Source organism: Enterobacter wuhouensis, from assembly GCF_004331265.1.
GTDB classification, from domain to species: domain Bacteria; phylum Pseudomonadota; class Gammaproteobacteria; order Enterobacterales; family Enterobacteriaceae; genus Enterobacter; species Enterobacter wuhouensis.
In genome coordinates, this window is sequence record NZ_SJOO01000002.1 from 339,365 (window position 1) to 365,524 (window position 26,160).

The window sequence follows — 26,160 nt, forward strand, 5'->3', positions numbered from 1 at the left end:
TCACGCGGTAAGGAGAAAATATGCTTTCGATTGAGTTTTTCTGCCCGCTGCCCAACGGCCTGCACGCGCGGCCAGCCTGGGCGTTAAAGGAGCAGTGCAGCGCCTGGCGCAGCGATATTCGTTTTATCAATAAGCGGCTAAACACCCACGCGGACGGCAAAAGCTCACTGGCGCTCATCAGCACCGGCACGCTGTTTAACGATAGCTGCGTGCTGGAAATCAGCGGCAGCGATGAAGAGCAGGCCAGACGCGCGCTTGATCAGTACCTCAGTTCAGAATTCATCGACAGCGACAGCATTCCCTCCGGCGATGCGCCGCACGTTGCGCATCCCCTTCCGCGTTCGCTCGTGCGGCTTAACCCGCAGCTGCAGCACGGCATCACGCTGGCCAGCGGCATCGGCGCCGGTACGCTGCGCGGCTGGCAGAGCGACAACCTTCAGCGTTATCGCCAGCGTCCAGCCTCCCCGGAGGACATTACTCGCCTGGAGCACAGCCTTGCCACGCTTGCGGAGCAGCTTAACCAGCGCCTGCGCGGGCTGGACGGCGAGAGCAAAACCATCATCAGCGCTCACCTGTCGCTGATTCAGGACGATGAGTTTGGGGAAAATATTCGCCGCCTGATCGACGAAGAGCGGCTTAGCCTGGCCGAGGCGATCATTCGCAACATGGAGCAGATCTGCAATAAGCTCTCGCTCTCGGCCAGCGATTACCTTCGCGAGCGCGTCAGCGACATCCGCGACATCAGCGAGCAGCTGTTGAGTATCACCTGGCCGGAGCTTCAGCCAACGTCGGCCTTCACCCTGGATACGCCCACCGTTCTGGTGGCGGAAGATTTAACCCCAAGCCAGTTCTTAAGCCTTGATACCCGCTATCTGAAAGGGATGGTGCTGGAGAAAACCGGGCGCACGTCGCATACGTTAATTCTCGCGCGCGCCGCGTCGATACCCGTACTGAGCGGCCTAACGGTCGCCTCGCTGGAGCCGTACGCGGGCAAAAAGGTGATCCTTGACGGCGTGTGCAGCGTACTGGTCACCGAGCCGGATGAGGCCGTTAATCATTATTACAGCGTAGCGCAGCGCCTTGCCGACAAACGCCATCTGCAGCAGATCAAAGACGCCGGGCTGCCGGCGCTGACCCGGGATAACGTGCCGGTAGATATTGCTGCCAATATCGGCAGCGCGCTGGAAGCCCCCGGCGCATTCGCCAGCGGCGCGCAGGGCGTGGGTCTGTTTCGCACCGAAATGCTCTATATGGATCGCGATACCGCGCCGGACGAGCAGGAACAGTTTGAAGCCTATCAGCAGGTTTTACTCTCCGCCGAGGGCAAACCCGTTATCTTCCGCACGATGGATATCGGCGGCGATAAGCAGATCCCGTATCTCAATATTCCGCAGGAAGAGAACCCGTTCCTCGGCTATCGCGCGGTACGCATTTACCCGGAGTTTGCCCATCTGTTTCGCACCCAGCTTCGCGCCATTTTGCGCGCGGGCGCCAGCGGCAACGCGCTTTTGATGATCCCGATGGTGCATAGCCTCGATCAAATTTTATGGGTCAAACAGGAGCTGCAGAAGGTTCGCGAGGCGCTAACGTCGCAAGGGCTACGCCATACCCCGCACCTGCCGCTGGGGATTATGGTGGAAGTGCCTTCGGTGTGCTTTATCATCGACCACTTCTGCGACGAGGTGGATTTCTTCAGCATCGGCTCGAACGACATGACCCAGTACCTGTACGCGGTCGACCGCAACAACCCGCGCGTGTCGCCGCTGTATAACCCGATTACGCCGTCGTTTTTACGCATGGTGCGCCAGATTGTCGACGCGGCCCATCGCCACGGAAAATGGGTTGGCATCTGCGGCGAGCTGGGCGGCGAGCGCCGCTATCTTCCTTTACTGCTGGGTCTGGGCATTGATGAGTTCAGCATGAGCGGGCCGCGCATTCCTGCGGTCAAGGCGCATCTTCGCCAGCTGGAAAGCGATGCCTGTCGGACGCTGGCGGAGCAGGCCTGCGAATGCCGCAGCGCTGAGGAGATAGAGACGCTGCTGGCGGAGTTCACGCCGGAAGAGCCGCCGCGCCCGCTGCTGGCGCTGGAAACCATCGTCTTTAACGAACCGCTCACGTCAAAAGAGCAGGTGCTCCAGTTCCTGTGCGGCAACCTGGCGATTCAGGGGCGCACCGAAAACCCGCTGGAGCTGGAGGAAGATGTCTGGCAGCGCGAAGAGATTGTTACCACCGCGGTCGGGTTTGGCGTCGCGATCCCGCACACCAAATCCCAGTGGATACGCCATTCCAGCATCAGCATCGCCCGTCTGGAAAAACCTATCGACTGGGAGTCAGAGATGGGTGAGGTCGAGCTGGTGATCATGCTGACGCTCGGCGCGCAGGAAGGGAATAACCACGTTAAGGTCTTCTCCCAGCTGGCGCGAAAGCTGGTGAACAAGGCGTTTCGGGAGGCGCTCTTCGCAGCAGACTCGCCGCAGGGCCTGCTTGACCTGCTGAATGCCGAAATCAGCTTCTGATCGCTACTGAAAACGCGCCCGGTATTCACCCGGCGTCAGGCCAAACTGGCGCCGGAACAGCCTGGAAAAATAGTCGCTGTCGGGATAGCCGCAGCGCTTCGCCACCTCGCCCACCGGCAGGTGGTATTTTTGCAGGATGGTGCGCGCTTTTCCCATTCGTACCCAGCGCACGTAATCGACAAAGCTCATCGTTCCATGCTGAGAAAACAGACGCGACAGATGGTTAGGCGAAATATTAAATAACGCGGCGACGCCCTCGCGCGAAACGGGTTCCGCGTAGTTTTCCTGCAGCCAGCTGCAGATACTCTGATAGAGAAAATCCCCGCGAGACAGCCCCGGTTCAGGGTGCAACCCGGCAACCTTGCGACACCAGTGCAGGAGGCTCAGCGCCAGCGGCTGAATGATATCCTGATCCTGCGCAGAGGTGCTCAGATGGGTCAGCGCCATCAGCATAGCGGCACACTCCCCCCGTTCGGGGTGCGGAAGCTCAACGTTCCGCTGGGGCTGTCCATTGCCGGGAGCCTGAAACGCCAGCCCCAGCCAGGACGGGGCAAAAACAATAGTCAGCAGCATGACCGTTTTTTCAAACATCGGCACATTTGCCGCCCGAGCGGGCAGAAACAGCATCTCTCCCTGACGAATCGCCTTTTGTTCAGGAATAAGCGCGTTGCCATAAACGCCGCGCAGCACCACGTCGAGCCGAGGCCACTCTGCGCGAAAACATCCGGCAGGCGCTGACGCAGGCGAGTGCGCGAACCAGACGCGCCCCAGCTGCTGCGGATTCAGCACCAGCCCGCTGAGCAGGTCTGCAAAAAACTGCCGATCGGCGGGAAGCCGGTTATCAATCATTTTATCCCCTGCGGGCATCCGGGCGAACCAGATCAAAGCGGTGGGTGTCGCTGATGCCGTAGTAGGCCGTCGGTCCACCTGCCCGCAGAATCGGCTGCGCCTTCGCGGTTTGGTAAATCCCCTCTTCCAGCAGCGTGTCGGCAATATGGATCCCAATCACTTCCCCCAGCACCAGCCAGGTGTCGACAGGCGTGCCGTCAGCGCCCGTCAGCTGAATGCACTGCGACAGGCGGCACTCAAAGTTCACCGGGCTTTCCGCCACGCGCGGCGCGTTCACCAGCCTGCTGGCAGCCGGCGTTAATCCGGCAAAGGTAAACTCGTCCTCACCGTGGGGCAACGTAACGGAGGTTTCATTCATCGCCTCGGCTAAATCCCGCGTTGCCAGATTCCAGACAAACTCGCCGGTTTCGGTGATATTACGCACGCTGTCCTTCCAGCCGTTGCTGGAAAAACCGACGATCGGCGGACGATAGTTAAAGCAGTTAAAAAAGCTATAGGGCGCAAGGTTTAGCTGCCCGTCTTTATCACAGGAGGAGATCCAGCCAATCGGGCGCGGGCCGACAATGGCGTTCAGCGGGTCATGCGGCAGGCCGTGCCCCTGAGACGGTTGGTAGAAGTACATTTGGCTCTCTCGTTGGTGGGGCAGACGCGAAATGCGTTTCGCTCATCGCCCTGATTCAGGACGCTCAGCGTAACGCATTCCGCCAGAAATTAAGACTGAATAAATTTCAGCAAATCGTCATTAATCTGGTGCTTATGGGTCGTGCAAATGCCGTGCGAACCGCCGGCATACACTTTCAGCTCGGCATCAGGCAGGATCTCCGCCGCCACGCGCCCGCAGGTGTCGATCGGCACGATTTGATCGTCATCACCGTGGATCACCAGCGTTGGGATAGTCATCCTTTTCAGATCGTCACGCAGATCGGTTTCTGAGAAGGCTTTTACGCAGTCGTACAGCGCCTTGATGGACCCCTGCAGCCCCTGCTCAACGAAGCTTTCACGTACCGCCTTCGACTCTTTCGCGCCTTCGCGGTTATAGCCATAAAAGGCCGCGCTCAGCTCATAGAAGAAGGCTGCACGATCGTTCACCACCCCTTCCCGAATACCATCAAAGACCTCTTTCGGCACGCCGTTCGGGTTGAAATCGGTTTTGATCATAATCGGCGTAACGGCACCAATCAGCGCGGCTTTTGCCACGCGCTGCGTTCCGTGGCGGCCAACGTAACGCGCCACTTCGCCGCCGCCCGTGGAATGGCCAACGTGTATGGCATCCTTAAGGTTAAGATGCTCGGTCAGCTCGGCGAGATCGTCAGCGTACTGATCCATATTATGCCCGTCCCACGGCTGCGCGGAGCGACCGTGCCCACGTCGGTCGTGCGCTATTACGCGAAATCCTTTTGACCCCAGAAACAACATTTGATCTTCAAAGGCATCTGCCGTCAGCGGCCAGCCGTGGCTGAACACCACCGGTTGCCCACTTCCCCAGTCCTTAAAATGCAGATAGCTGCCGTCTTTCAAGGTAAGTTTGTCGTAATCGCTCATGAGATCTCCTGATAAGGAAGGCTGAATGCGGGTAGTCGCCGGATGAGGGCGCTTAAAAAGGATAATTCAAATTTGCGGAGCGTCACGTTTTTCGCCAAAAATTCATATGACGGATGAATGTGACCGACATCACTTCAAACCTGGTCGCGCAATGAGTATCATCAGGGGAGTTAAACCCTCGCTGCCAGACGGCGAGGGTTTTCTTTTGGATTGGTTTCTGCGTTACACGCAGCATTAACGACATGGAGTAATAAATGTCCAGACCCACAATTATCATTAATGAACTCGACGCAGAACGCATTGACCGACTTCTGGAAAAAGCTGAATTCGCTTCGCTCCCGGTAGCCGACGCGCTGAACGAAGAACTCGACCGGGCGCAAATGTGCACGCCGGAAACCATGCCGCATGACGTGGTGACCATGAACAGCCAGGTCAAATTCCGCAACCTGACCACCGGGGAAGAGCTGACCCGCACGCTGGTCTATCCGGCGCAGATGACCGACAGCAGCGCGCAGCTTTCCGTACTGGCACCGGTAGGCGCAGCCCTGCTTGGCCTGCGCACGGGCGATACCATCCACTGGGAGCTGCCGGGCGGCGCCTCGACCCATCTGGAAGTGCTTGAGCTGCTCTACCAGCCCGAAGCCGCAGGCGATTATCTCCGTTAATCCCTTCTGAACAAGCGCCCCCGCTTTGCACAGAGGATGCGCCTGCATCCTCTTTCCGCAATTTCACCCGAATGCCCTATATCACCCAAAATCCCCTTAATCCACGCTTAATCTGTTTTGGTGCCGCGGGGACGGTCATGGGTGAGATACTGAGTATCACACTAATTTTCATGTGTATTTTGGCGATTATCGTCGCGGCAGTGCTGTATCTCGAGCGTCACTGGTAGGCGTGCGACGTCACACCACCCCGCCGGGAAAGGCGTTGACCAACCCTTTCACCTTCTGCTCCGCCGCCTCCGGACTTTCTGCACCGGGCACCAGAATCACCTTGCGGCACTCCTCTTCCCGCTTCTCAAAAATCCTGTAGGCGCGTTCGGCATCCGCCAGCGGCAGGTAATGCGTAACTATCTCCTCCGGGGTAAGCAACCCTTTTTCAATGAGCGGCAGCAGCTCGCCCAGCCACGCGTGAACGTGCGTCTGCCCCATCCTGAAGCTGAGTCCCTTATCAAACGCATCGCCGAACAGAAAACCGTGTATAAATCCGGCATAAACGCCGGGTACGCTCACCACGCCGCCGCGACGCACGGCAGCAATGCACTGGCGCAGCGCTTTACCGCTGCTCCCTTCAATTTTCAGGTTGCTGAGGATAGTTTCCGTGGTGCTGCCTTTGGCTTCAAACCCGACGGCGTCAATCACCGCATCCACGCCGCGCTGCCCCGCCGTCTGCTCGATAATTTTTTCCGCCGCGTCGTTGTCATCATCGAAGTTAATGGGGATTGCGCCATAGCGCTCCTGGGCAAAGCGCAGGCGGTACGGGTGATGGTCTATGACGAAAATCTGTTCTGCGCCGAGCAGCCGGGCGCAGGCTATGGTCAGCAAGCCGACCGGCCCCGCCCCGAAAACGGCGACGCTGGAGCCTTTTTCAATCTGCGCGTTTTTTGCCGCCTGCCAGGCGGTTGGCAAAATATCAGAGAGGAACAGCGCCTTATCATCAGAGAGGAGCTGCGGCACCTTGAACGGCCCGACGTTCCCTTTCGGCACGCGGACGTACTCCGCCTGCCCGCCCGGCACGCCGCCGTAGAGATGGCTGTAGCCAAATAGCGCGGCCGGTGCCGGAATTTGCTTTTTATTCAGGGCCGCACCCTGTCCGGCGTTGGTTTTCTCGCAGGCGGCATACTGCTGCAGACGGCAAAAGAAGCAGTCCCCGCAGGCAATCACAAAGGGGATCACCACCCGATCGCCTTTCTGTAAATTCTTGACATCCCTTCCGCTTTCGACCACTTCACCCATGAATTCGTGGCCAAAAATATCGCCGTGCTCAACTTTGGGGATTTTGCCGCGATAGAGGTGCAAATCGGAACCGCAAATCGCCGTCGCGGTGACGCGCAGGATGATGTCATCGGGTTGTTCAATAACGGGATCGGGAACATTTTCGACGCGAACATGGTGTGGACCGTGGTACGTGAGTGCTTTCATGCAACCTCCGAAAGGATGTGAGCAGCTTCTAAAAGGGTAGCGTCCTCTGAAGGTCTGCCCTGAAATCGGGGCGTTTTGAGATTTATCCTGGCGAGATAAAAAAGTGCTGTTGAGGTTACAGAAACCGATAATATTTTATGTTTGAATGAATTCAGCGTTTATAAACAAGGAGAAACGGGTATGTATAAGACAATCATTATGCCGGTTGATGTTTTTGAAATGGAACTGAGCGACAAGGCCGTACGCCACGCCGAGTTTCTGGCGCAAGAAGACGGCGTTATTCATCTTTTGCACGTATTACCGGGTTCTGCCAGCCTGAGCCTGCACCGCTTTGCCGCCGACGTGCGTCGCTTCGAAGAGCATCTGCAGCACGAAGCCGAAACGCGCCTGCAAACCATGGTTGAGCACTTCAGCATTGATCCTGCCCGCATTAAAACCCACGTCCGGTTCGGCAGCGTGCGTGACGCCGTGAACGAACTCGCAGGCGAATTGAAGGCCGATGTCGTGGTTATCGGCTCGCGTAATCCGTCGATCACCACGCACCTGCTGGGATCTAACGCGTCGAGCGTGATCCGCCACACCCACATCCCGGTGATGGTCGTCCGCTAAATGCAGACAAAAAACCCCGCAATCGCGGGGTTTTTCCTGTCAGTACAGGTGGCCAATATTCACGATAGTGCTGACGGTATCGCCGAAGAAGGTCAGGCGACCGAGCACCAGCCCCACCAGCAGGATCGCAAACAGCATTTTCTGTTTTGGCTGACGCATCAGCGTGAGCGCAAACCCTACCGCGCAGCACAGAAGGCTTCCGATATACAGCGGCGAGCTTAGCCAGGCATGGGCGGTCATTTTCATGATGGTGCCGCCGCTCAGCCAGATAACCGGGGCGGCAATCATCAGCACCACCAGCGTGAGAATGCCCTGGCGCAGCGCGGCCGTGGCGGGCTTCAGCCCAATCAGCGGCGTGGCGGCGCAGCCCATCACCCAGACGATCGCAAAGAACAACATCATCGTCATGCCGTTGGCAATGGCCTGCATCGCAGGCGCCGCATAGGTCATTCCCTGCACGACCACCAGCAAAATGCCGAACAGGGAGGCCAGTAGCGCAGCCCCCTTATTGCCTTTGCTGAGAAATGCCAGGCCGATGGTGCCGCCATACAGCGTCGCGCCAAGAATTTCTCGGCTCAGCCATGCGTGCTTGAGGTTGATCAGCGCGTTATAGGCGTGCTCCGGATGCGCCAGATGGAGGATTGCCGCCACGGACGCCGCCCCCAGAATCAGTCCGGTAATCAGCCACTGAATACGGTTGCCGTGTACGTCACCGCGCAGCGTGCGCCAGGTGAGCAGCAGCGTCATCCCGACGGACATCTGGCTCAGCACGGTAAAGATAACCAGCGGAATTTCGTACTTTTCCATTATTTATCCCCCGGCTGTTTTGGCTGACGGGCCAGAATAAAGCGCGTGCCCGGATTGAGCTGCGGCATCTTCGGGAAACCCGGCGGATACTGCACGGCATTGTTCGGCAGCGGATCGGCATCCAGGTCAATAATGGTCAGCGCCCCGACCGGGCACGCATTTACGCAGGCAGGCGCCATGCCGACATCCAGACGCTCGTAACACATGCTGCACTTCTCGGCCTTTTTGGTTTCCTCGTTGAAGCGCGGCGCGCCGTAAGGGCAGTTGCGGATGCAGTTTTTGCAGCCGATGCAGCGTTCAGGGTTGTGCACCACGATGCCATCATCACGTTTGGTGTAGGCTTCTACCGGACACGCCGCCAGGCAGGCCGGATTTTCGCAGTGGTTACAGGCCAGCGAGAAAAATGCCCGCTCCTCGTGGGGATAAATTTCTTTATCCAGCGGGTAAACGTAGCGCCAGAAGCGATCCGGCTCAAGCTGGTTAAAGCTCTTGCAGGCCATCGCGCATCCACGGCAGCCGATACACTTGTCACTGTTCACTAAAAATGCGCGTCTCATGCGTCTGCTCCTTCATTCGCGATAAGGGCAATATCAACAAACTGGCTGTGGATCGCCGCGCCCGGCGCGCCGGTTGCCATCTTGCCCATATCGGCTGGCGTGTCTTTCACCACGTTCTGCACGTTGTATTTGAGTTTGTTAAACCAGGATTCATACATCACCAGGAAATCTTCCGGTACGTTGGTGGTGATCTTCGCCCGCAGCGTCACCTCACCCGCTTCGTTAAATACCCGTACGGTCGCCAGATCGCGGATGCCCTTTTTCTGCGCCGCGGCAGGATGGATATATACAAACGGCTCGGGCCAGAAGACCTGCATCCAGTCGAGGTTCACAAACTGGGAGTGCAAACCGTACTGCAAATGCGGCGTGAAGAGGTGGAACGGCAGCTTGCCTTCTGCGGCCGGCAGATACTCCGGCAGCGCTTTGTGCCCGTTCTTTTCACACAGCTCAGAGAGGAACTCATATTTGCCCGATGGCGTTTTAAACTTGCGATCGTGCCAGGCGGCGGTGCTGACCATTTTTGCCTTGGCCGGGCCGTCAAGCAGATCGTCCCACGAGCGGATGCCGAACTGCTTCGCCATGCCGTCGTTAAATTCCAGATCCAGCCATGTTTTCTGGTCGATATCCTGCGGGAAGGTGCAGGCACCCGGCTCCATTTTATTGATGGTGCGCGAGAGCAGCGCGGCAATGTCCAGATCGCTCTTACACTCGTACATCGGCTTAATGGCCGGCTCGTTCACCGAGAGCCAGTAATGCCAGTAAGAGGACGAGAGATCCCAATGTTCAAAGGTGGTGGTGACCGGCAGAACGATATCCGCATGCTGTACCGTCTCGTTGAAGAACTGATCGACACACACCACCATCTCCAGCTTGCTAAAGGCTTTTTCCATTTTGTTGCGGTCAAAGTCCTGCGCGAACGGGTTCTTGCAGGCCACCCACAGCATGCGGATTGGCGGATCGTTGGCGTCCAGAATACTCTGCGCGGTCTGGTTAAGGTTCAGCGCACGGTCGGCGTACTGGCTCTTTTCGCCGCTGTCGCTGACGAACTCGCCCACCGGACCGCCGGCCCCCTCCATCCCCACGGACCCCGCCGGTGGCTTCTGCGTCATTGCGTGATAGTTATAGCCCCAGGTCTGCAGATGGCCGTAGCGGGCTCCGCCCCCTTCCACGCCGATGTTGCCGGTCATGGCGACAAACGCATCAATGGCGCGCACGTTTGCCCCGCCGTTGACGTGGCGCTGCATCCCGTAGCCAATCCAGACGGTGGCGGGTTTCACGGCGGTGAACTCTTCCGCCAGCTGACGGATCACATCCGCCGACAGGCCGCAGATCCCCGCCGCCCACTCGACGGTAACGTGACTGCGCAGGTACTGTTCGAACTCGGGGTAGCCGTGGGAAAAGTTGTTCACAAACTCCTGGTCGACGCGGCCAATATCCAGCAGGTGGCGCGCCATACCCAGCGCCAGCGCGCCGTCGGAGCCCGGGCGAACCCGCAGATAGAGGTCGGCCTTAGCGGCGGTCTGCGAGAACAGCGGGTCAATGACCACCACTTTCGCCCCTTTCTCACGCGCCTGGTAGATGTACTTCATGGAGTGCATGGAGCACCACGCCGGGTTAGCGCCCCAGAGGATGATGTATTTGGCCTTCACCATATCTTCCGGGTCGTTACACCACATGTCGCCCATATCGTAGTGCTGGGCATCAATCCCCGCAGGCCAGCACGGCGTACCCGCAAAGCGCGTGGTGTAGCCGAGGGAGGACATCATCCCCTCAACCGCATAGCTCATCACGCCGAGGTTGCCGGAATACTTCGACAGCGCGAGGCCAAGCATGGAGCCATCTTTCTTTTTGATCTCCAGCATCTTGCTGGCGATGCGCTGCATGGCCTCATCCCAGGAGATGCGACGCCATTTCCCGCTGCCGCGCCCGTCCTGAATCATCGGGTATTTGATACGGTCAGGAGAATAAACGCGGCGCGGATAGGTCAGCCCTTTCACGCACGGCGCGCCGTGGGTGAATGTGGATTCGCTCGCCCCGTCGACGAAGGCGATCACATCGTCTTTGACCCAGGTTTTTAAGCTGCAGGTGTCGTAGCAGTTACGCGGGCAGGCGTTGCGGAAAATTTTGTAGGTTTTCGGGTTAAACGGAATGGGCGGCTGCGCCATCGCACAGCGGGACGATAATAATCCACCGGGCAAGGCGGCGACGGTGCCTAACGCAATCAGCCCTTTTAAAAAGGAGCGCCTGTTTAGCTGCCCTTTATCAATGCTCATAATATTACTCTCGTTTTTAATTCATCAAACCAATTGGTTAATTGCAATGCGAGACGTTTAATTGCGGGTGTTGTCGCACGTTGATTTATTTTTTCAATAAAAGCAGGAAGCCATAATTCGAGATGCCCCGTCACAAATCGGGCGAGCGCGTCATGATAGTGCGGAGATGTGCGGGCATGCGCGCAGAGCATCACCGCCAGCTCAAGCTCAACGCTGATGTGATCGTCAGGCACCGCATTTTCATCGGTGACGACAAGCCCCATGCTCTGCAAAAACTCGCGCACGCTAAGCGTGGTAGCGCCCATCAACAGCGGCTCATCGCCCATATAGACAGAGGCGTAAGGGGGCGCCAGCAGCGTCGCAGGCCCGACAAACAGCGCGTTGAAGTCATACTCAACCTCTAACGCCTCATCTTGCTGCAACGGTTCGCTATCCGCGCATAAATGGCGCAGGGAGATCTGTCGTGACGAAATATCTGCCGCGTTAAAAAAATCGCGAAGCATTAATCCATTTATTTCAAAAGGGGTTAACGCTTCATATATTGAAGTTGTGAATACATCTTTATCATTCATGTTAAATATAAATATCAATCAACAAAAAACGACGAGATATTATCAGCAGGCTTATTAATTTCTTTGATCGGAGCAGGCAATTACCGCAAGCAGTAGGCGGTGACGAAAATAATTGAGAGGAAAAAGAGTCTTAAAATAGGTATAAAAAAAGCCACCTCATAAAGAGGTGGCTGCTGCAGGTGTAGTCTTACTTTCTTTTATTATGCTGTTTTGGTGCGAATCAGGTAGTCAAACGAACTCAGTGATGCCTTCGCACCTTCACCGGTCGCGATGATGATCTGTTTGTAAGGCACGGTCGTACAGTCACCCGCCGCAAACACGCCCTTCACGCTGGTTTCGCATTTGGCATCGATGATGATTTCGCCCATGCGGTTGCGCTCAATCGCGCCTTCCAGCCAGGTTGTGTTTGGCAGCAGACCAATCTGCACGAAGATCCCCGCCAGCGCCACGCTGTGAACATCACCCGTTACGCGGTCGCGGTATTCCAGACCGGTCACTTTGCTGCCGTCGCCCTTCACTTCCGTGGTCTGCGCATTCAGCACGATATCGACGTTTTTCAGGCTGCGAACCTTATCCTGCAGAACCTGGTCGGCCTTCATTTCAGGTGCGAATTCCAGCAGGGTCACGTGTTCAACGATACCCGCCAGGTCGATAGCCGCTTCCACGCCGGAGTTACCGCCGCCGATCACCGCCACGCGCTTGCCTTTGAACAGCGGGCCGTCGCAGTGCGGGCAGTAGGTTACGCCTTTGGTGCGATACTGATCTTCACCCGGCACGTTCATGTTGCGCCATTTCGCGCCGGTCGCAATGATAATACTGCGCGCTTTCAGCACCGCGCCGGACGCGGTTTCAATCTGGTGTAAACCGCCTTCAACCGCAGCCGGAACCAGTTTGCTCGCGCTCTGGCTGTCGATGACGTCAACTTCATAGTCGCTAACGTGCGCCTTCAGGGCGCCGGCCAGCTTCTGGCCTTCGGTTTTCGGCACGGAGATGTAGTTTTCGATGTCCACGGTATCCAGCACCTGGCCGCCAAAGCGTTCGCCCATCAGGCCGGTACGAATGCCCTTACGCGCGGAGTAAACCGCCGCCGCCGCGCCCGCCGGGCCGGAACCGACGATCAGCACGTCGTAAGCATCGCGTTTGTTCAGCTCTTCCGCCGCGCGTTTTTCTGCGCCGGTATCCACTTTGGCAACGATTTCGGTCAGCGTCATGCGGCCCTGGCCGAACTCTTTGCCGTTCATGTAGACCGCCGGTACGCCCATCACGTTGCGATCGGTGATTTCGTTCTGGAAGGTGCCGCCGTCAATCGCCGTGTGCTTAATGCGCGGGTTCAGGACTGACATCAGGTTCAGCGCCTGCACCACGTCCGGGCAGTTGTGGCAGGAGAGCGAGTAATAGGTTTCAAACTCAAAATCGCCGTCGATATCGCGGATCTGCTCCAGCAGCGCCTGGGCTTCCTTCGACGGATGCCCGCCGGTCCACAGCAGCGCCAGCACCAGCGAGGTAAATTCGTGACCCAGCGGAGAACCGGCAAAGCGCGGCCCCTGGTCAGAGCCTGGGTTAGTAATCAGGAAAGAAGGCTTGCGCACCGCCAGAGTATTGTCTTCCTTGAAGGTCACTTTCGGCGACAGCTCGGCGATCTCCGCCAGCAGTTCCTTGATCTCTGCCGATTTTGCGCTGTCATCCAGCGTGGCAATCAGCTCAACGGGTTTGGTCAGTTTCTCAAGGTAGGCCTTGAGCTGGGTTTTCATATTTGTGTCGAGCATTGTTCTTCCCTCTCTTAAGACGTCATCATGCAAGCTGCCTTATGCGGGCGGCCTGAATGCAACTTGCATCATGGTGCTGGAATGAAATGGGCGCGGGTGCGCCCATTGATTGCCGGGTGGCACGTCGTTTACCCGGCCTACGATACGGTAGGCCTGTGCAAGCGCAGCGCCGCCAGGCTTTGCAGACTTAGATCTTGCCGACCAGGTCCAGGGATGGAGCCAGCGTCGCTTCGCCTTCTTTCCATTTCGCCGGGCACACTTCGCCTGGGTGAGAAGCCACGTACTGAGCGGCTTTCACTTTACGCAGCAGGTCAGATGCGTCACGGCCGATACCTTCAGCGGTAACTTCGATAGCCTGGATAATGCCCTGCGGGTCAACAACGAAGGTCGCACGGTCTGCCAGACCTTCATCTTCACGCATATTTTCGAAGTTACGGGTCAGGGCGCCAGTCGGGTCACCGATCATCGCGTATTTGATTTTCGCGATGGTTTCAGAGCTGCCGTGCCATGCTTTATGGGTGAAGTGGGTATCGGTAGAGACAGAGTAAACGTCTACGCCCAGCTTCTGCAGTTCATCGTAATGGTCAGCCACGTCGCCCAGTTCGGTCGGGCAAACGAAGGTGAAGTCAGCCGGATAGAAGAAGAAGACGCTCCAGCGGCCTTCGGTATCTTTCTCGGTAACTTCGATGAATTCACCGTTTTTGAACGCCTGGTTTTTGAAAGGTTTAATTTTAGTGTTAATCAAAGACATCTGTACTTCCTCCGTGTTTTCGTTGAGATGTAAGGTAACCAACTTTTTTCATCGGGGCTAATGCGTATGCTTTATCAAATCAATCAGCCAAACCTTACAACTTTAACAAGACAGCAAGATGAACCTTATTAAAGGGAACCAGAAAGTAAAAAGGCCGCCTCAACGGGCGGCCCTGATACCTGAATTCCCCACAGGTACATTCAGTGCCAGCCGACGCTGGCGTTGCGTTGCGCTCTACAACCCTTTATATCAAGGCGGTAACAGCGTTTTGATTACACCATTCACGCGGGCAATGAGCAATCCATAAGAGAGATAGTCCTGCCTATGGCTGTGATAGGTTTGATCGAACATGTTCTCAGATTGTTATAAATATAGTTCCGTGATGAATCACTCACCTTATATAAATGCCAATTGTCATTCAATTAATTCACTCCCTATTCACAGATAAAATTATCTTAATCACCCTTGAAGTTTTGTTTCATTAATTTGATAGCGTGATATATTAAGGTGACTTAAAACTAAAATTAAGTGAGTTAACCACAGGGATTGTAAATGGTTAACTTCAATCTATAGTTATCAGTGATGTGATAACCACAGCAAACACGGCATCCTCAGGACGAAACATGGCAAACCTCTACGACCTTAAAAAATTCGATCTCAATCTGTTGGTCATTTTCGAGTGCATCTATCAGCATCTTAGCATCAGTAAGGCCGCCGAAACTCTGTATATCACCCCCTCTGCCGTGAGCCAGTCACTCCAGCGGTTGCGCGGTCAGCTTAACGATCCCCTGTTTATTCGCTCAGGAAAAGGGATTACCCCCACCACCGTGGGCGTTAACCTGCATCAGCATCTGGAACAGAACCTTAACCAGCTTGAGCAGACCATCAATATCATGCACAGCAGCGGGCTTAAAAAGAATTTTGTGATTTACTGTCCGCAGTTTATGAGCACAAAAATCATGCTCGGGCCGATGCTGCTGCTCATGAAAAAATACAACTATGAAATTGAATTACATGATGTTTTGCTCTCACCCGATTCCGCCGAGGATCTCCTGGCCTACCGAAAAGCCGACCTGGTCTTCTCTTTTTTGCCGCTGAACAGCCGTTCCATCGCCTGCAGCCTGTTCCATAAGCTGCCTTTCGCCCTGCTGTGCCGGGAAGATCACCCGCGCATCGGCCAAAACCCTACGCGTGAAGCGATCCTGAATGAGCATTTCACCGCCTATCTCAGCAACGAAACGAGCGTAAAGAACTATCAGGATAAAGCCGCCCACGCTTTACCTGAAAGAAATATTATCTTTCGCAGCGACTCCTTTATTTCGCTCCTGACGATGATCAGCTCAACCGATCTTCTCGGTTTAGCGCCCGTTCCCGCCTTTGAACAATACGGCGCAGCGCTGAATCTTCGGAAAATAGAAACGGATATACAGTTTCCCAGCATAGATATTTATATGATGTATAACCGCTCCGCATTAAACAGTTCGGCATTCTCGAGCTTTATTGAAGAAATAACCTTACCCTGACATTTACCCTGGCGCCCCTCACTTTCGGGGCCAGGATATTTGATTCATTCACCATAGTAATATATAAAATCTAACATCTTAATTGAGATTATTTATTGACTGAAATTATCCTCTCCCTAATATTGACAGTGTTGTATGGTCTTATTTACTCAGGAAGAGAGCGATCATGTCAATTTACAAGTATCCCCTCAATCAAAATGTCGTCCTCGCTGCTGAGGAACGAATAGCCTGGACTCTGGATAATTTATCCCGGGTCTGCGTCTCATTTTCAGGCGGGAAAGATTCTACCGTCATGCTCCATCTTACGGCACTGCAGGCACGCAGGATGAAACGGAAAATAGACGTCTTATTCATCGACTGGGAAGCGCAATTTTCCTACACCATTTCGCACGTTGAGCGTATGCGTACGCTTTACGCTGATGTCATAGACCACTTCTGGTGGGTGGCGCTCCCCCTGACGACGCAGAACTCGCTCTCGCAATTCCAGCCGGAATGGCAATGCTGGGAGCCAAACACCGAATGGGTACGCCCTCCCCCGGAAGAGGCAATAACCGATCCCGCCTTCTTCCCCTTCTACCAGACGGGCATGAGCTTTGAGGATTTCGTTCGCTGCTTTTCCGACTGGTTTTCCTGCAATCGCCCCGCGGCCGTGCTGGTTGGCATCCGTGCCGACGAGTCGTACAACCGCTTTCTGGCTATCGCTTGCGCGCGCAAGCAGCGGTTTTCAGATGACAAGCCCTGGACCACCGTCGCGCCCGGCGGACATGCCTGGTATATCTACCCGCTGTACGACTGGAAAACCGCCGATATCTGGACCTGGTTTGCCAAAACGGGCCGATGCTATAACCCGCTCTACGACCTGATGTACCAGGCCGGGGTGCCCCCGCGCTATATGCGAATTTGTGAACCTTTTGGCCCGGAGCAGCGCCAGGGGCTGTGGCTCTATCACGTCGTGGAGCCCGAGCGCTGGGCCGCCATGTGTCAACGCGTCAGCGGCGTGCGCAGCGGCGGTATTTATGCCGGTCACGATAATCATTTTTATGGTCACAGGAAAATCCTGAAACCTAACCACCTGTGCTGGCGTGAATATGCCCTCCTGCTCCTCGACAGCATGCCGCAAAATACGGCTGAGCATTACCGCAATAAAATCGCGATTTATCTTCACTGGTATCAAAAAAAGGGGATGTCAGACATTCCTGATACGCAGGAAGGCGACATCGGTTCAAAAGATATCCCCTCCTGGCGACGTATTTGTAAGGTTTTACTCAATAACGACTACTGGTGTCGGGCGCTTTCGTTCAGCCCAAATAAGCCTAAACACTATCAGCGCTACAGCGAGCGGGTGAAAACAAAACGCAAGGAGTGGGGAATTTTATGCGACAACGACTAATCACCGAGATACAAAGCTATCTTCAGTCTCTTCCTGAGGATGAGCGAATTGACGCCATTAATGCGTTTCGCGAGGCGATACATGAAAACAGCCCTTTCCGCGATCAGCCTATCGACTGCGTAATGTGGATCAAACAAGATGATATTACGGCCAACGATTACAACCCCAATACGGTGGCGCCGCCGGAAAAACGGCTGCTGAGCAAGTCGCTGGAGCTAGATGGGTTCACTCAGCCCATTGTAGTGACCGAAAGCGAACCGCATCATTACGAAATCGTGGATGGTTTTCACCGGCATGAAATCGGCTCGAACCGTGCGGTATTAAAGCGCCAGCTCAAAGGGTATTTGCCCGTCACCTGTCTGCGCCGGGATCGGCAGGATAAACATAACCGCATGGCCGCTACCATTCGCCACAACCGCGCGCGCGGGCGGCATCAGATCAACGCCATGTCTGAGATCGTACGCGAACTGGTGCAGCTCGGCTGGGACAACGAGAAGATAGGCAAAGAGCTTGGGATGGATAGCGACGAGGTGCTGCGCCTCAAGCAGATTAACGGCCTACTGGAGCTGTTTGCAGACCGTCGTTACTCAGAAGCCTGGACGGTAAAATAATCAGAGCGTATTCAGACGCTCGGCCGCCGCCAGCAGCGTCGATTCCTGCTTCGCAAAGCACAGGCGAATCAGCCTGTGCGGGAAGGGATCGGCGCAGAACACCGACAGCGGAATGGCGGCCACGCCCACCTCTTTTGTCAGCCACTGGCAGAAGCTGACGTCGTCCAGATCGGAAATCGCGCTGTAGTCGGCCAGCAGGAAGTAGGTTCCTTCACAGGGTAAAATCTCCAGGCGGCTTTTGCTCAGCGCGTTCACAAACAGATCCCGGCGTTTTCGATAGAAGTCCGGCAGCTCGCGGTAGTGCTCCGGCTCGGCGCGCAGCATATCCGCCAGCGCCAGCTGGGCAGGCGTGTTCACGGCAAAGGTCAGGTACTGATGCACCTTGCGAAGCTCGGCGCTGATGGCGGCCGGTGCCACGCAGTAGCCCACTTTCCAGCCGGTCATATGATAGGTCTTACCGAACGACGACACTGCAACCGCGCGCTCGCGAAGCTGCGGATGGGCCAGCACGCTGGCGTGGCCTTCCTCTGCAAAGCAGATGTGCTCGTAGACTTCATCGCTCAGCACGTAAATTTCACGTTCGGCAATCGCCTGCCACAGCGCGGCGAAATCGGCTTTCTGCCACACCGTTGCCGACGGGTTGTGCGGCGTGTTCAGGATCACCAGCCGGGTTTTGTCGCTCAGCAGCGCGGCGAACGCCTGCCAGTCCGGGCGGAAATGCGGCGGCTGGAGCGCCACGCGCTTCACCACGCCGCCGGAAAGTTCAACCGCAGGCGCGTAGCTGTCGTAGCTCGGGTCAAAGCAGATGACTTCATCCCCCGCACGCACCAGCGCGGTTATCGCCGCATACAGCGCTTCGGTTGCGCCTGCCGTCACCGTGATGTCGCTGTTCGCATCGGGCTTGAAGCCATACAGCTCCGCCGTTTTATCCGCAATGGCTTCACGCAGCGCCTGCACGCCCGTCATCGGCGCGTACTGGTTTGCCCCCTGCGCCACGTGGTACGCCAGACGCTCCTGCAGATAGGTCGGGCCGTCGAAATCCGGGAATCCCTGCGAAAGGTTAATGGCGTTGTGCTGCTGCGCCAGGGCGCTCATCTGCGTGAAGATAGTGGTGCCAAGATTGGGAAGTTTACTCTGCGGAATCAATGCGTTATTGCTCATTGTGCGGTGCCTGCTTGTAATACTTATGTTGCTGACACTATAACACGATGTTAGTCTTTGGCAATCAAGACGCTTAGACGTCTATACCATATAAATATTCCTGGCCGCGAGGGTAAAAGGAAATGACAGACAACCTGCAACTCACACATCTGGTCGACGCCTGCCGCTGGATTGGCGCCAAAGGCTGGGCCCCCGCCACCGGCGGCAACATGTCGGTGCGTCAGGACGAACGCCTGTGCTGGCTCAGCGAATCCGGCAAAGACAAGGGCAGCCTGACGACGGAGGATTTTCTGCAGGTGGAGATTGCCACCAACCGCGCGCCGTCTGGTCGTAAGCCATCAGCCGAAACGGGGCTACACACCCTTATTTATCGCCTGTTCCCGGAGGCCAACGCCGTCCTGCACGTGCATACCGTCAACGCCACGGTGCTGTCGCGTCTGGTGAAAGAAGCCGAGCTCAGCATCAGCGGCTTTGAAATGCAAAAATCCCTCACCGGGCAGACCACGCATCTGGATACGGTGGCTATCCCGGTCTTTGATAATGACCAGGACATTGACGCCCTCGCCTTGCGGATCGCCCATTACGCCCAGGAACGCCCGCTTAATTATGGTTTTCTTCTGCGCGGTCATGGCTTAACCTGCTGGGGACGCGACGTGGCCGAGGCGCGCCGTCATCTGGAAGGACTCGAATTCTTATTTGAGTGCGAAATGCGTTTACGACAACTGGAGAGAGTATGATTCGCGCGATTGTGACGGATATTGAAGGGACCACCAGCGATATCCGTTTTGTCCATGATGTTTTGTTCCCCTACGCGCGCGAGCGGCTGGCGGCCTTCGTGACCGCGCAGCAGTACGCCGAGCCGGTGAAATCCATTCTGGACAACCTGCGTGATGAAATCGGCAACCCGCACGCCGGTGCAGGCGAGCTTACCGACGCCCTGTTTGCCTTTATGGATGAAGACCGCAAATCGACGGCGCTGAAAGCCCTGCAGGGGATCGTCTGGCAAGACGGCTACGTTAACGGCGACTTTACCGGCCACCTCTACCCGGACGTGCTGCCTGCGCTGGAAAAATGGAAGGCGCAAGGGATTGATCTCTATGTTTATTCCTCTGGCTCCGTCGCCGCGCAGAAACTGTTATTTGGCTACAGCGACGAAGGTGATATTACTCATCTGTTCAGCGGCTATTTTGATACCCACATCGGCGCCAAGCGCGAGGTGCAGTCTTATCAGAACATTGCGGCGCATACGGGCATCGCCCCGTCGCAGATCCTGTTCCTGTCCGATATTCATCAGGAGCTGGACGCGGCTGAACGGGCAGGCTTTCGCACCCTGCAGCTGATTCGCGGCGATGATGACGGCGCAAGCCATCACCACCAGGTCCACCAGTTTGACGAGATTAATCCGGAGCAGATCCCTTCATGAGCGCATTGACCATTTATTCCGATAAAGACGCCATTCAACACCAGTGGCACAGCACCGACGCCGCCGAGATCGCCCAGCAGCTCAACGCTAAAGGCGTGCGGTTTGAACGCTGGGCTGCCGATCGCGATTTAGGACACGATCCCGCGCCCGAAGCCGTGATCGAGGCGTATCAGCACGCGATCGACAAGCTGGTGGCGGAGAAAGGCTATCAGAGCTGGGACGTGATTAGCCTGCGCGCCGACAACCCGCAGAAAGAGGCGCTGCGCGCGAAGTTCCTGAACGAACACACCCACGGCGAAGACGAAGTACGCTTCTTCGTAGAAGGCGCAGGGCTGTTCTGCCTGCACATTGGCGACGAGGTGTATCAGGTGCTGTGCGAGAAAAACGACCTGATTTCCGTTCCAGCGGGCACGCCGCACTGGTTTGATATGGGCTCAGAGCCGAACTTTACCGCCATTCGTATTTTCGATAACCCGGAAGGCTGGGTGGCGCAGTTTACGGGCGATGCGATCGCGGATGCGTATCCGCGCCTCGCTTGATGAGCCAGCACTGAACAGTCCCCTCGCCCCTCCGGGGAGAGGGTTAGGGTGAGGGGAAACAGCGTGTTGGTATTTCCTTTTCCAACCTTGATTAAATGCTGGCGATAATCCTCTGTACATCAGCTCCAACCAACCTTGCCAGATGAGGAATACCAAAAAGAGAAATCTGTCTTCGACTTGATCAATGAATTCTCCCCCTCACCCCAGCCCTCTCCCTTAAGGGAGAGGGGGTTGAAGAGGCTTCACATACCTCACCACGCGCTCCAGTTTTAAGTCTGTTTCAGGATCGAGCGTCACGATGTTGTCCTCTCAGGGGAACCCCTTAAAGGATAGCCGGACTCAGGCGAATTTCCCTTCCGCCACCGCTTCCGGCGTAACCACGCCCGTATCCAGCACCCAGCCGCTAATCAGCGAGGCAGGCGTGACGTCGAACGCCGGGTTATAGACCTGCGCGTTTTCCGGCGCCCACTGCACCGCGCCAAAGCTTCCGGCTACGCCCGTCACCTCGCTGGCGGCGCGCTGTTCAATCGGGATCGCGTCACCGTTCGGGCAGTCCGGATCGAGGGTCGTTTGCGGGGCAGCCACATAGAACGGAATGCCGTGGAATTTCGCCAGCACCGCCAGAGAATAGGTGCCGATCTTGTTCGCCACGTCGCCGTTGGCGGCAATGCGGTCTGCGCCCACCCACACGGCGTCCACCAGCCCTTTCGCCATCAGGCTGGCGGCCATGGAATCGGTAATCAGCCGATACGGCACGCCCAGCTCGCCAAGCTCCCACGCAGTCAGTCTGCCACCCTGCAGCAGCGGACGGGTTTCATCCACCCAGACGCTGCTGACGTTACCGTCCTGATGCGCGCGGGCAATTACGCCCAATGCGGTGCCGACGCCCGCCGTTGCCAGCCCGCCGGTGTTGCAGTGGGTCAGCAGGCGGCTGCCGGGCTTCACCAGCGCGCTGCCGGCTTTCGCAATCGCGTCGCAAAGCCGTTTGTCTTCGTCAATCAGCCGCAGCGCTTCGGCCACCAGCGCCGGAACATACTCTTCCTGCCACAGCGCAATCTTCATGCGGTCGAGATTGTTCATCAGGTTCACCGCCGTCGGGCGGGACGCGCGCAGGGTGTCCAGCGCCGCCGCCAGCTCGTCGCGGCTTTTGCCGTTTTCCGCCAGCAGCGCCAGCAGCAGGCTTGCAGAAAGACCAATCAGCGGCGCGCCGCGCACCCGCAGGGCATGAATGTGCCCAACCAGCGCCTCGACCGTCGAAGCATCCAGCCAGTGCTTCTCCTGCGGAAGCGCCTGCTGGTCGAGAATAAAGAGCTGATTATTCGCCACCCGCAGGCTGGTCGTCTGTAATGTCTGCATGTCGTTAATTCCCTGTTGCGTTGTTGTAGCACATTGTGTCAGGATGAAATCCAGATGTATAGACGTCTACATGTCTTTATTAGCAAACCGTGAGGAACAGGCCATGTCGCAATACCGTACCTTTACCGCTCAGGACGCCGTGGAGTATGCCAGGCAGTTTGGCGGCCTTGATGACCCATCATCGCTGGTGGAGGCGCAGGAGGTAGGCGACGGCAACCTCAATCTGGTCTTTAAAATTTTCGACGGCGCGGGCGTGAGCCGCATCATCGTCAAGCAGGCGCTGCCCTACGTGCGCTGCGTCGGGGAGTCCTGGCCGCTGACGCTGGACCGCGCCCGTCTTGAGGCGCAAACGCTGGTCGAGCACTACCGGCACAGCCCGCAGCACACCGTGAAAATTCACCACTTCGACCCGGAACTGGCGGTAATGGTGATGGAAGATCTCTCCAGCCATCGCATCTGGCGCGGCGAGCTGATCAACAACATTTACTACCCGCAGGCGGCGCAGCAGCTGGGCGAATACCTCGCGCACGCGCTGTTCCACACCAGCGATTTCTACCTGCACCCGCACGAGAAAAAAGCGCAGGTGGCGAAATTCATCAACCCGGAGATGTGCGAGATCACCGAAGATCTGTTCTTCAACGATCCGTATCAGATCCACGAGCGCAACAGCTACCCGGCCGAGCTGGAAAATGACGTAGCGGCCCTGCGCGACGACGCCCAGCTAAAAATTGCCGTAGCCTCTCTGAAGCACCGTTTCTTTTCTCAGGCTGAAGCCCTGCTGCACGGCGATATTCACAGCGGGTCGATTTTTGTGGCCGACGGCAGCCTGAAGGCCATCGACGCCGAGTTCGGCTATTTCGGGCCGATTGGCTTTGACCTCGGCACCGCCATCGGCAACCTGCTGCTGAACTTCTGCGGCCTGCCGGGGCATCTGGGCATTCGCGATGCCGCCGCCGCGCGCGAGCAGCGCCTGACCGATATTCAAGAACTCTGGAACACCTTCGCGGAACGCTTCCAGGCGCTGGCAAACGAAAAAGCCCGCGACGCCGCGCTTAACGCACCGGGCTATGCCTCCGCGTTCCTGAAAAAGGTCTGGCATGACGCCATCGGGTTCTGCGGCACCGAGCTGATTCGCCGCAGCGTCGGGCTTTCCCACGTGGCGGATATCGACACCATTCAGGACGAGGCGATGCGCCACGCATGCCTGCGCCATGCGATAACGCTCGGTAAAGCGCTGATCGTCATTGCCGACCGCATCGACAGCGCGGAAGAGCTGGTGGCACGAGTGCGACAGTACAGCTGAGTGCATTTGGTTTTCTCCCTCTCCCTGTGGGAGAGGGTCGGGGTGAGGGCACCAAACCGCACTTACCCCAAATACTCAATCACCGACAATCCGCCGTTATAATCCGTGCTGTAAATAATCCCCTGCGCATCCACAAACACGTCGCACGACTGGATCACCTGAGGGCGATTCGGCCGCGTGTCCATCATTCTCTCCGGCGCGGCGGGCACCAGCGCCCCCGTTTCCACCGGTCGATACGGATTGGAAATGTCATACGCGCGAACGCCCGCGTTCTGATAGGTCGCAAAAATTAGCGTCGAGCTGACGAAGCTCCCCGGCCGATTCTCATGCAGGTTGTGCGGGCCGAAATGCGCCCCTTTCGCCACGTAGTCGGTTTCATCCGGCTGCGGGAAGGTCGAGATGCTCACCGGGTTCGACGGCTCGCGGATATCAAACAGCCAGATGAGCTTCTCGCCGTCCTCCTGGTTATCCAGCACCGCTTCGTCCAGCACCACCAGCAAATCGCGGTCCGGCAGCGGCAGCGCGGTGTGCGTCCCGCCGCCAAACGGCGGGCTCCAGTTGCGGTGGCTAATGAGCTTCGGCCGGGTGCGGTCCTTCACGTCCAGCAGCGTCAGGCCGCCGTCGCGCCAGCTGCCGTAGGCGGTATCGCCAGCGATAATCGCGTGGTGCAGCGCGTAGCGTTTCCCTTCCGGCCAGTTCGGCCTCTCCCCTTCTGCCTGGTTCATCCCCGGCAGCCACCAGCGCCCCGCCACTTCGGGCTTGCGCGGGTCCGCAAGATCGATGGTCAGGAAGATGTAGTCGGTAAAGCCGTCGATCAGCGCTGAAACGTAGGCCCAGCGGCCACCGACGTACCAGATGCGGTGAATGCCGATGCCGCTCAGCGACAGAAAGCCGATTTCGCGCGGCCTGTCCGGCGTGGAGATATCAAACACGCGCAGCCCGGCGCTCCAGCCTTTGTCCTGCACGTCGCTGACGGTCTCCCCCACCTGGCGGGTGTAGTACACCTTCTCGTCGGCAAAGCGGGCATCGGCAAACAGATCCCGGGCGTTAATCACCAGCAGCAGGTCGTCATGCGCCTGCAGGTGCACGTTCCAGGTGCCGGGCGGCGCGGGCACGTAGCCTGCGGCCTTTGGGTTCTTCGGGTCGCGCACGTCGACAATCGAAAAGCCCTGCGACACCATATGGCCGATATACGCGAAGCCGCGGTGCACCATCAGCTGCACGCCGTCCGGACGACCGCCCTGGTCGCTATGGCCAATCAGCCGCATATTGCGGCTGTATTCTGGAGGGGGTAAAGAAGTCACCTTGAGCTCCTGTTGGTTTTCCCCCTCTCCCAAAGGGAGAGGGCCGGGGTGAGGGCATCAGGCCGCACCTGACGCCACCCGGCTTGGTTTTACTTGTTTTTCGCTTCCAGCGTCGCAAACCACGGCGCGATAAAATCTTCCGTCTGGCCCCAGCCAGGAATGATTTTTCCCAGAGACGCCACGTTCACCGGCCCCGGCTGGGCGGTCAGCAGCGCCTGCGGAATGGCGGCCGCTTTAAAATCGTAGGTTGCAGGCGTCGCTTCCCCGGCAATCTTGTTCGCCACCAGACGCACGTTCGTCGCGCCAATCAGCTTCGGATCCACCGCCACGCTCACCTTCCACGAACTGCCCGGTTCGCGCATCAGCTGCAGATCCTGGTTGGAGATGTCGATGCTGTAGAGCTTGATCTCGGTGCGGCCGTTCTCCTTCAGCGCCTTATACGCGCCCTGGCTGAAGGCGTCCCAGGTGCCCCAGATGGCGTCGATTTTGCCTTTCGGGTATTTCGCGAGGATCGCACCCACCTTGTTGGCGGTATCGCCCTGCACGTCAGAGGAGACGGCACCGATGGACTCCAGCTCTTTGATGTCCGGATACTGCTTTTGCAGCTCTTTATAGGCTGCCTGACGGCGCTCCATCGGCGGGAAGCCCGCGACCCACAGCTTGACGATATTGGCCTTGCCGTTGAAATCTTTCGCCAGCTGGCCGAAGGAGAGGTTCGTCAGGGAGGCATCGTCCTGCTGGGTGACGGTCACGCCCGGGATCTCGCCGTTAACGGCGGTATCAAAGACCGCGACTTTAATACCGGCATCCACCGCCTTCTTCACCAGCGCGGTGGAGTACGGATCGCGCCCCTGAGAGAGAATAATCCCGTCATATTTCTGGCTGATCGCCTGGTTCACGAAGTCCTGGAATTTAGCGTCATCCCCGTTGCTTAAAAAGGTGCTGACCTTAAAGCCGAGCTTTTTCCCTTCCTGAATCGCCCCGGCAACAAACTGCGTGGTGTTGTCGTCCGAGCCGAGGTTGCGGATCACCGCGATGCGGATCGGGCCGTCATGGTTCGCAATGGCCGCCGGAACCGGCGCGGGCGTAGCCGCGAAGCCTGGCAGAGCCGTGAGCAGTCCAAGTGCCACCAAAGAGAGTGCAATCTTTTTCATTTTTTATCCCGTT

The 26,160-nt window shown here is 57.2% G+C and carries 25 protein-coding genes; 11 read left to right on the top strand and 14 right to left on the bottom strand.

Going from position 1 to position 26,160, the window contains the following annotated elements; translation table 11 throughout:
• Positions 1 to 20: 20 nt before the first annotated feature.
• Positions 21 to 2,516, top strand: a complete 2,496-nt coding sequence (ptsP, locus tag E0L20_RS05665) for a phosphoenolpyruvate--protein phosphotransferase (RefSeq protein ID WP_131633092.1) — start codon at positions 21 to 23, stop codon at positions 2,514 to 2,516.
• Between the two features lie 3 nt (positions 2,517 to 2,519).
• On the opposite strand, the gene E0L20_RS05670 is transcribed toward ptsP, so the two are convergent.
• The 3 genes from E0L20_RS05670 to E0L20_RS05680 form a co-directional block, all read right to left on the bottom strand.
• Positions 2,520 to 3,365, bottom strand: coding sequence for a helix-turn-helix transcriptional regulator (locus tag E0L20_RS05670; protein ID WP_131633093.1), 846 nt, complete (start codon positions 3,363 to 3,365; stop codon positions 2,520 to 2,522).
• 1 nt (position 3,366) lies between these two features.
• Entirely contained in the window at positions 3,367 to 3,987 is a 621-nt protein-coding gene (locus tag E0L20_RS05675; RefSeq protein WP_131633094.1) for a flavin reductase family protein, read from the bottom strand.
• A gap of 89 nt (positions 3,988 to 4,076) precedes the next feature.
• Positions 4,077 to 4,907, bottom strand: a complete 831-nt coding sequence (locus E0L20_RS05680; RefSeq protein WP_131633095.1) for an alpha/beta fold hydrolase — start codon at positions 4,905 to 4,907, stop codon at positions 4,077 to 4,079.
• A gap of 254 nt (positions 4,908 to 5,161) precedes the next feature.
• Between E0L20_RS05680 and rnk the strand changes: the two genes are divergently transcribed.
• A complete protein-coding gene (gene rnk / locus E0L20_RS05685; RefSeq protein ID WP_024907006.1) occupies positions 5,162 to 5,572 on the top strand; it encodes a nucleoside diphosphate kinase regulator in 411 nt (136 codons plus the stop codon).
• A 137-nt stretch (positions 5,573 to 5,709) separates the two neighbouring features.
• Positions 5,710 to 5,799, top strand: a complete 90-nt coding sequence (yldA, locus tag E0L20_RS24265) for a small membrane protein YldA (RefSeq protein WP_416186422.1) — start codon at positions 5,710 to 5,712, stop codon at positions 5,797 to 5,799.
• Between the two features lie 10 nt (positions 5,800 to 5,809).
• Here yldA and E0L20_RS05690 read toward each other — a convergent pair whose 3' ends face one another.
• Positions 5,810 to 7,048 (bottom strand): zinc-dependent alcohol dehydrogenase, encoded by a 1,239-nt coding sequence (locus E0L20_RS05690; protein ID WP_131633096.1) that lies wholly within the window; start codon positions 7,046 to 7,048, stop codon positions 5,810 to 5,812.
• Positions 7,049 to 7,228: 180 nt separating this feature from the next.
• Here E0L20_RS05690 and uspG point away from each other — a divergent pair, with 180 nt between their 5' ends.
• Entirely contained in the window at positions 7,229 to 7,657 is a 429-nt protein-coding gene (gene uspG / locus E0L20_RS05695; RefSeq protein WP_131633097.1) for a universal stress protein UspG, read from the top strand.
• Between the two features lie 39 nt (positions 7,658 to 7,696).
• On the opposite strand, the gene E0L20_RS05700 is transcribed toward uspG, so the two are convergent.
• The 6 genes from E0L20_RS05700 to ahpC form a co-directional block, all read right to left on the bottom strand.
• Complete coding sequence (locus E0L20_RS05700; protein WP_131633098.1) at positions 7,697 to 8,464, bottom strand: dimethyl sulfoxide reductase anchor subunit family protein; 768 nt, start codon at positions 8,462 to 8,464, stop codon at positions 7,697 to 7,699.
• A complete protein-coding gene (locus E0L20_RS05705) occupies positions 8,464 to 9,021 on the bottom strand; it encodes a 4Fe-4S dicluster domain-containing protein (protein ID WP_131633099.1) in 558 nt (185 codons plus the stop codon). The genes E0L20_RS05700 and E0L20_RS05705 overlap by 1 nt, the downstream gene beginning before the upstream one ends.
• The gene (locus E0L20_RS05710; protein WP_131633100.1) at positions 9,018 to 11,294 is read right to left on the bottom strand and encodes a molybdopterin-dependent oxidoreductase; all 2,277 of its coding nucleotides are present in this window, start codon (positions 11,292 to 11,294) and stop codon (positions 9,018 to 9,020) included. Before E0L20_RS05710 ends, E0L20_RS05705 begins: the two co-directional genes overlap by 4 nt.
• A complete protein-coding gene (locus E0L20_RS05715) occupies positions 11,291 to 11,866 on the bottom strand; it encodes a TorD/DmsD family molecular chaperone (RefSeq protein WP_242673387.1) in 576 nt (191 codons plus the stop codon). Before E0L20_RS05715 ends, E0L20_RS05710 begins: the two co-directional genes overlap by 4 nt.
• Positions 11,867 to 12,066: 200 nt before the next feature.
• Complete coding sequence (gene ahpF / locus E0L20_RS05720; protein WP_131633101.1) at positions 12,067 to 13,632, bottom strand: alkyl hydroperoxide reductase subunit F; 1,566 nt, start codon at positions 13,630 to 13,632, stop codon at positions 12,067 to 12,069.
• Between the two features lie 187 nt (positions 13,633 to 13,819).
• A complete protein-coding gene (ahpC, locus tag E0L20_RS05725; RefSeq protein WP_010428492.1) occupies positions 13,820 to 14,383 on the bottom strand; it encodes an alkyl hydroperoxide reductase subunit C in 564 nt (187 codons plus the stop codon).
• Positions 14,384 to 15,006: 623 nt separating this feature from the next.
• On the opposite strand from ahpC, the gene citR reads away from it, so the two are divergent.
• From citR to E0L20_RS05740, 3 genes are all read left to right on the top strand, one after another.
• A complete protein-coding gene (gene citR / locus E0L20_RS05730; protein ID WP_131633102.1) occupies positions 15,007 to 15,906 on the top strand; it encodes a DNA-binding transcriptional repressor CitR in 900 nt (299 codons plus the stop codon).
• Between the two features lie 166 nt (positions 15,907 to 16,072).
• On the top strand, positions 16,073 to 17,296 hold the full coding sequence (locus tag E0L20_RS05735) for a phosphoadenosine phosphosulfate reductase (RefSeq protein WP_131633103.1): 1,224 nt from the start codon (positions 16,073 to 16,075) through the stop codon (positions 17,294 to 17,296).
• Positions 17,281 to 17,907 (top strand): IbrB-like domain-containing protein, encoded by a 627-nt coding sequence (locus tag E0L20_RS05740; RefSeq protein ID WP_131633104.1) that lies wholly within the window; start codon positions 17,281 to 17,283, stop codon positions 17,905 to 17,907. The genes E0L20_RS05735 and E0L20_RS05740 overlap by 16 nt, the downstream gene beginning before the upstream one ends.
• Here the strand turns inward: E0L20_RS05740 and E0L20_RS05745 are convergent, their stop codons facing one another.
• On the bottom strand, positions 17,908 to 19,068 hold the full coding sequence (locus tag E0L20_RS05745; protein ID WP_131633105.1) for a pyridoxal phosphate-dependent aminotransferase: 1,161 nt from the start codon (positions 19,066 to 19,068) through the stop codon (positions 17,908 to 17,910).
• A 122-nt stretch (positions 19,069 to 19,190) separates the two neighbouring features.
• Here E0L20_RS05745 and E0L20_RS05750 point away from each other — a divergent pair, with 122 nt between their 5' ends.
• From E0L20_RS05750 to E0L20_RS05760, 3 genes are read left to right on the top strand one after another with little or no spacing between them, the layout of a single operon-like run.
• Positions 19,191 to 19,805 carry a methylthioribulose 1-phosphate dehydratase gene (locus tag E0L20_RS05750; RefSeq protein ID WP_131633106.1) on the top strand — a complete coding sequence of 205 codons (615 nt, stop codon included), beginning with the start codon at positions 19,191 to 19,193 and terminating at the stop codon, positions 19,803 to 19,805.
• Positions 19,802 to 20,491, top strand: a complete 690-nt coding sequence (mtnC, locus tag E0L20_RS05755; protein ID WP_131633107.1) for an acireductone synthase — start codon at positions 19,802 to 19,804, stop codon at positions 20,489 to 20,491. Before E0L20_RS05750 ends, mtnC begins: the two co-directional genes overlap by 4 nt.
• Positions 20,488 to 21,030 (top strand): 1,2-dihydroxy-3-keto-5-methylthiopentene dioxygenase, encoded by a 543-nt coding sequence (locus E0L20_RS05760; RefSeq protein WP_131633108.1) that lies wholly within the window; start codon positions 20,488 to 20,490, stop codon positions 21,028 to 21,030. Before mtnC ends, E0L20_RS05760 begins: the two co-directional genes overlap by 4 nt.
• A 339-nt stretch (positions 21,031 to 21,369) precedes the next feature.
• Here E0L20_RS05760 and mtnA read toward each other — a convergent pair whose 3' ends face one another.
• Positions 21,370 to 22,386 carry an S-methyl-5-thioribose-1-phosphate isomerase gene (mtnA, locus tag E0L20_RS05765; protein ID WP_131633109.1) on the bottom strand — a complete coding sequence of 339 codons (1,017 nt, stop codon included), beginning with the start codon at positions 22,384 to 22,386 and terminating at the stop codon, positions 21,370 to 21,372.
• A gap of 103 nt (positions 22,387 to 22,489) precedes the next feature.
• Between mtnA and mtnK the strand changes: the two genes are divergently transcribed.
• Positions 22,490 to 23,689: an S-methyl-5-thioribose kinase gene (gene mtnK / locus E0L20_RS05770; RefSeq protein WP_131633110.1), complete on the top strand. Its 1,200-nt coding sequence runs from the start codon at positions 22,490 to 22,492 to the stop codon at positions 23,687 to 23,689.
• 62 nt (positions 23,690 to 23,751) lie between these two features.
• Here the strand turns inward: mtnK and E0L20_RS05775 are convergent, their stop codons facing one another.
• Both E0L20_RS05775 and E0L20_RS05780 read right to left on the bottom strand, forming a co-directional pair.
• A complete protein-coding gene (locus E0L20_RS05775) occupies positions 23,752 to 24,993 on the bottom strand; it encodes an LVIVD repeat-containing protein (RefSeq protein WP_207389436.1) in 1,242 nt (413 codons plus the stop codon).
• 89 nt (positions 24,994 to 25,082) lie between these two features.
• The gene (locus E0L20_RS05780; protein ID WP_131633111.1) at positions 25,083 to 26,147 is read right to left on the bottom strand and encodes a sugar ABC transporter substrate-binding protein; all 1,065 of its coding nucleotides are present in this window, start codon (positions 26,145 to 26,147) and stop codon (positions 25,083 to 25,085) included.
• Between the last annotated feature and the right edge of the window lie 13 nt (positions 26,148 to 26,160).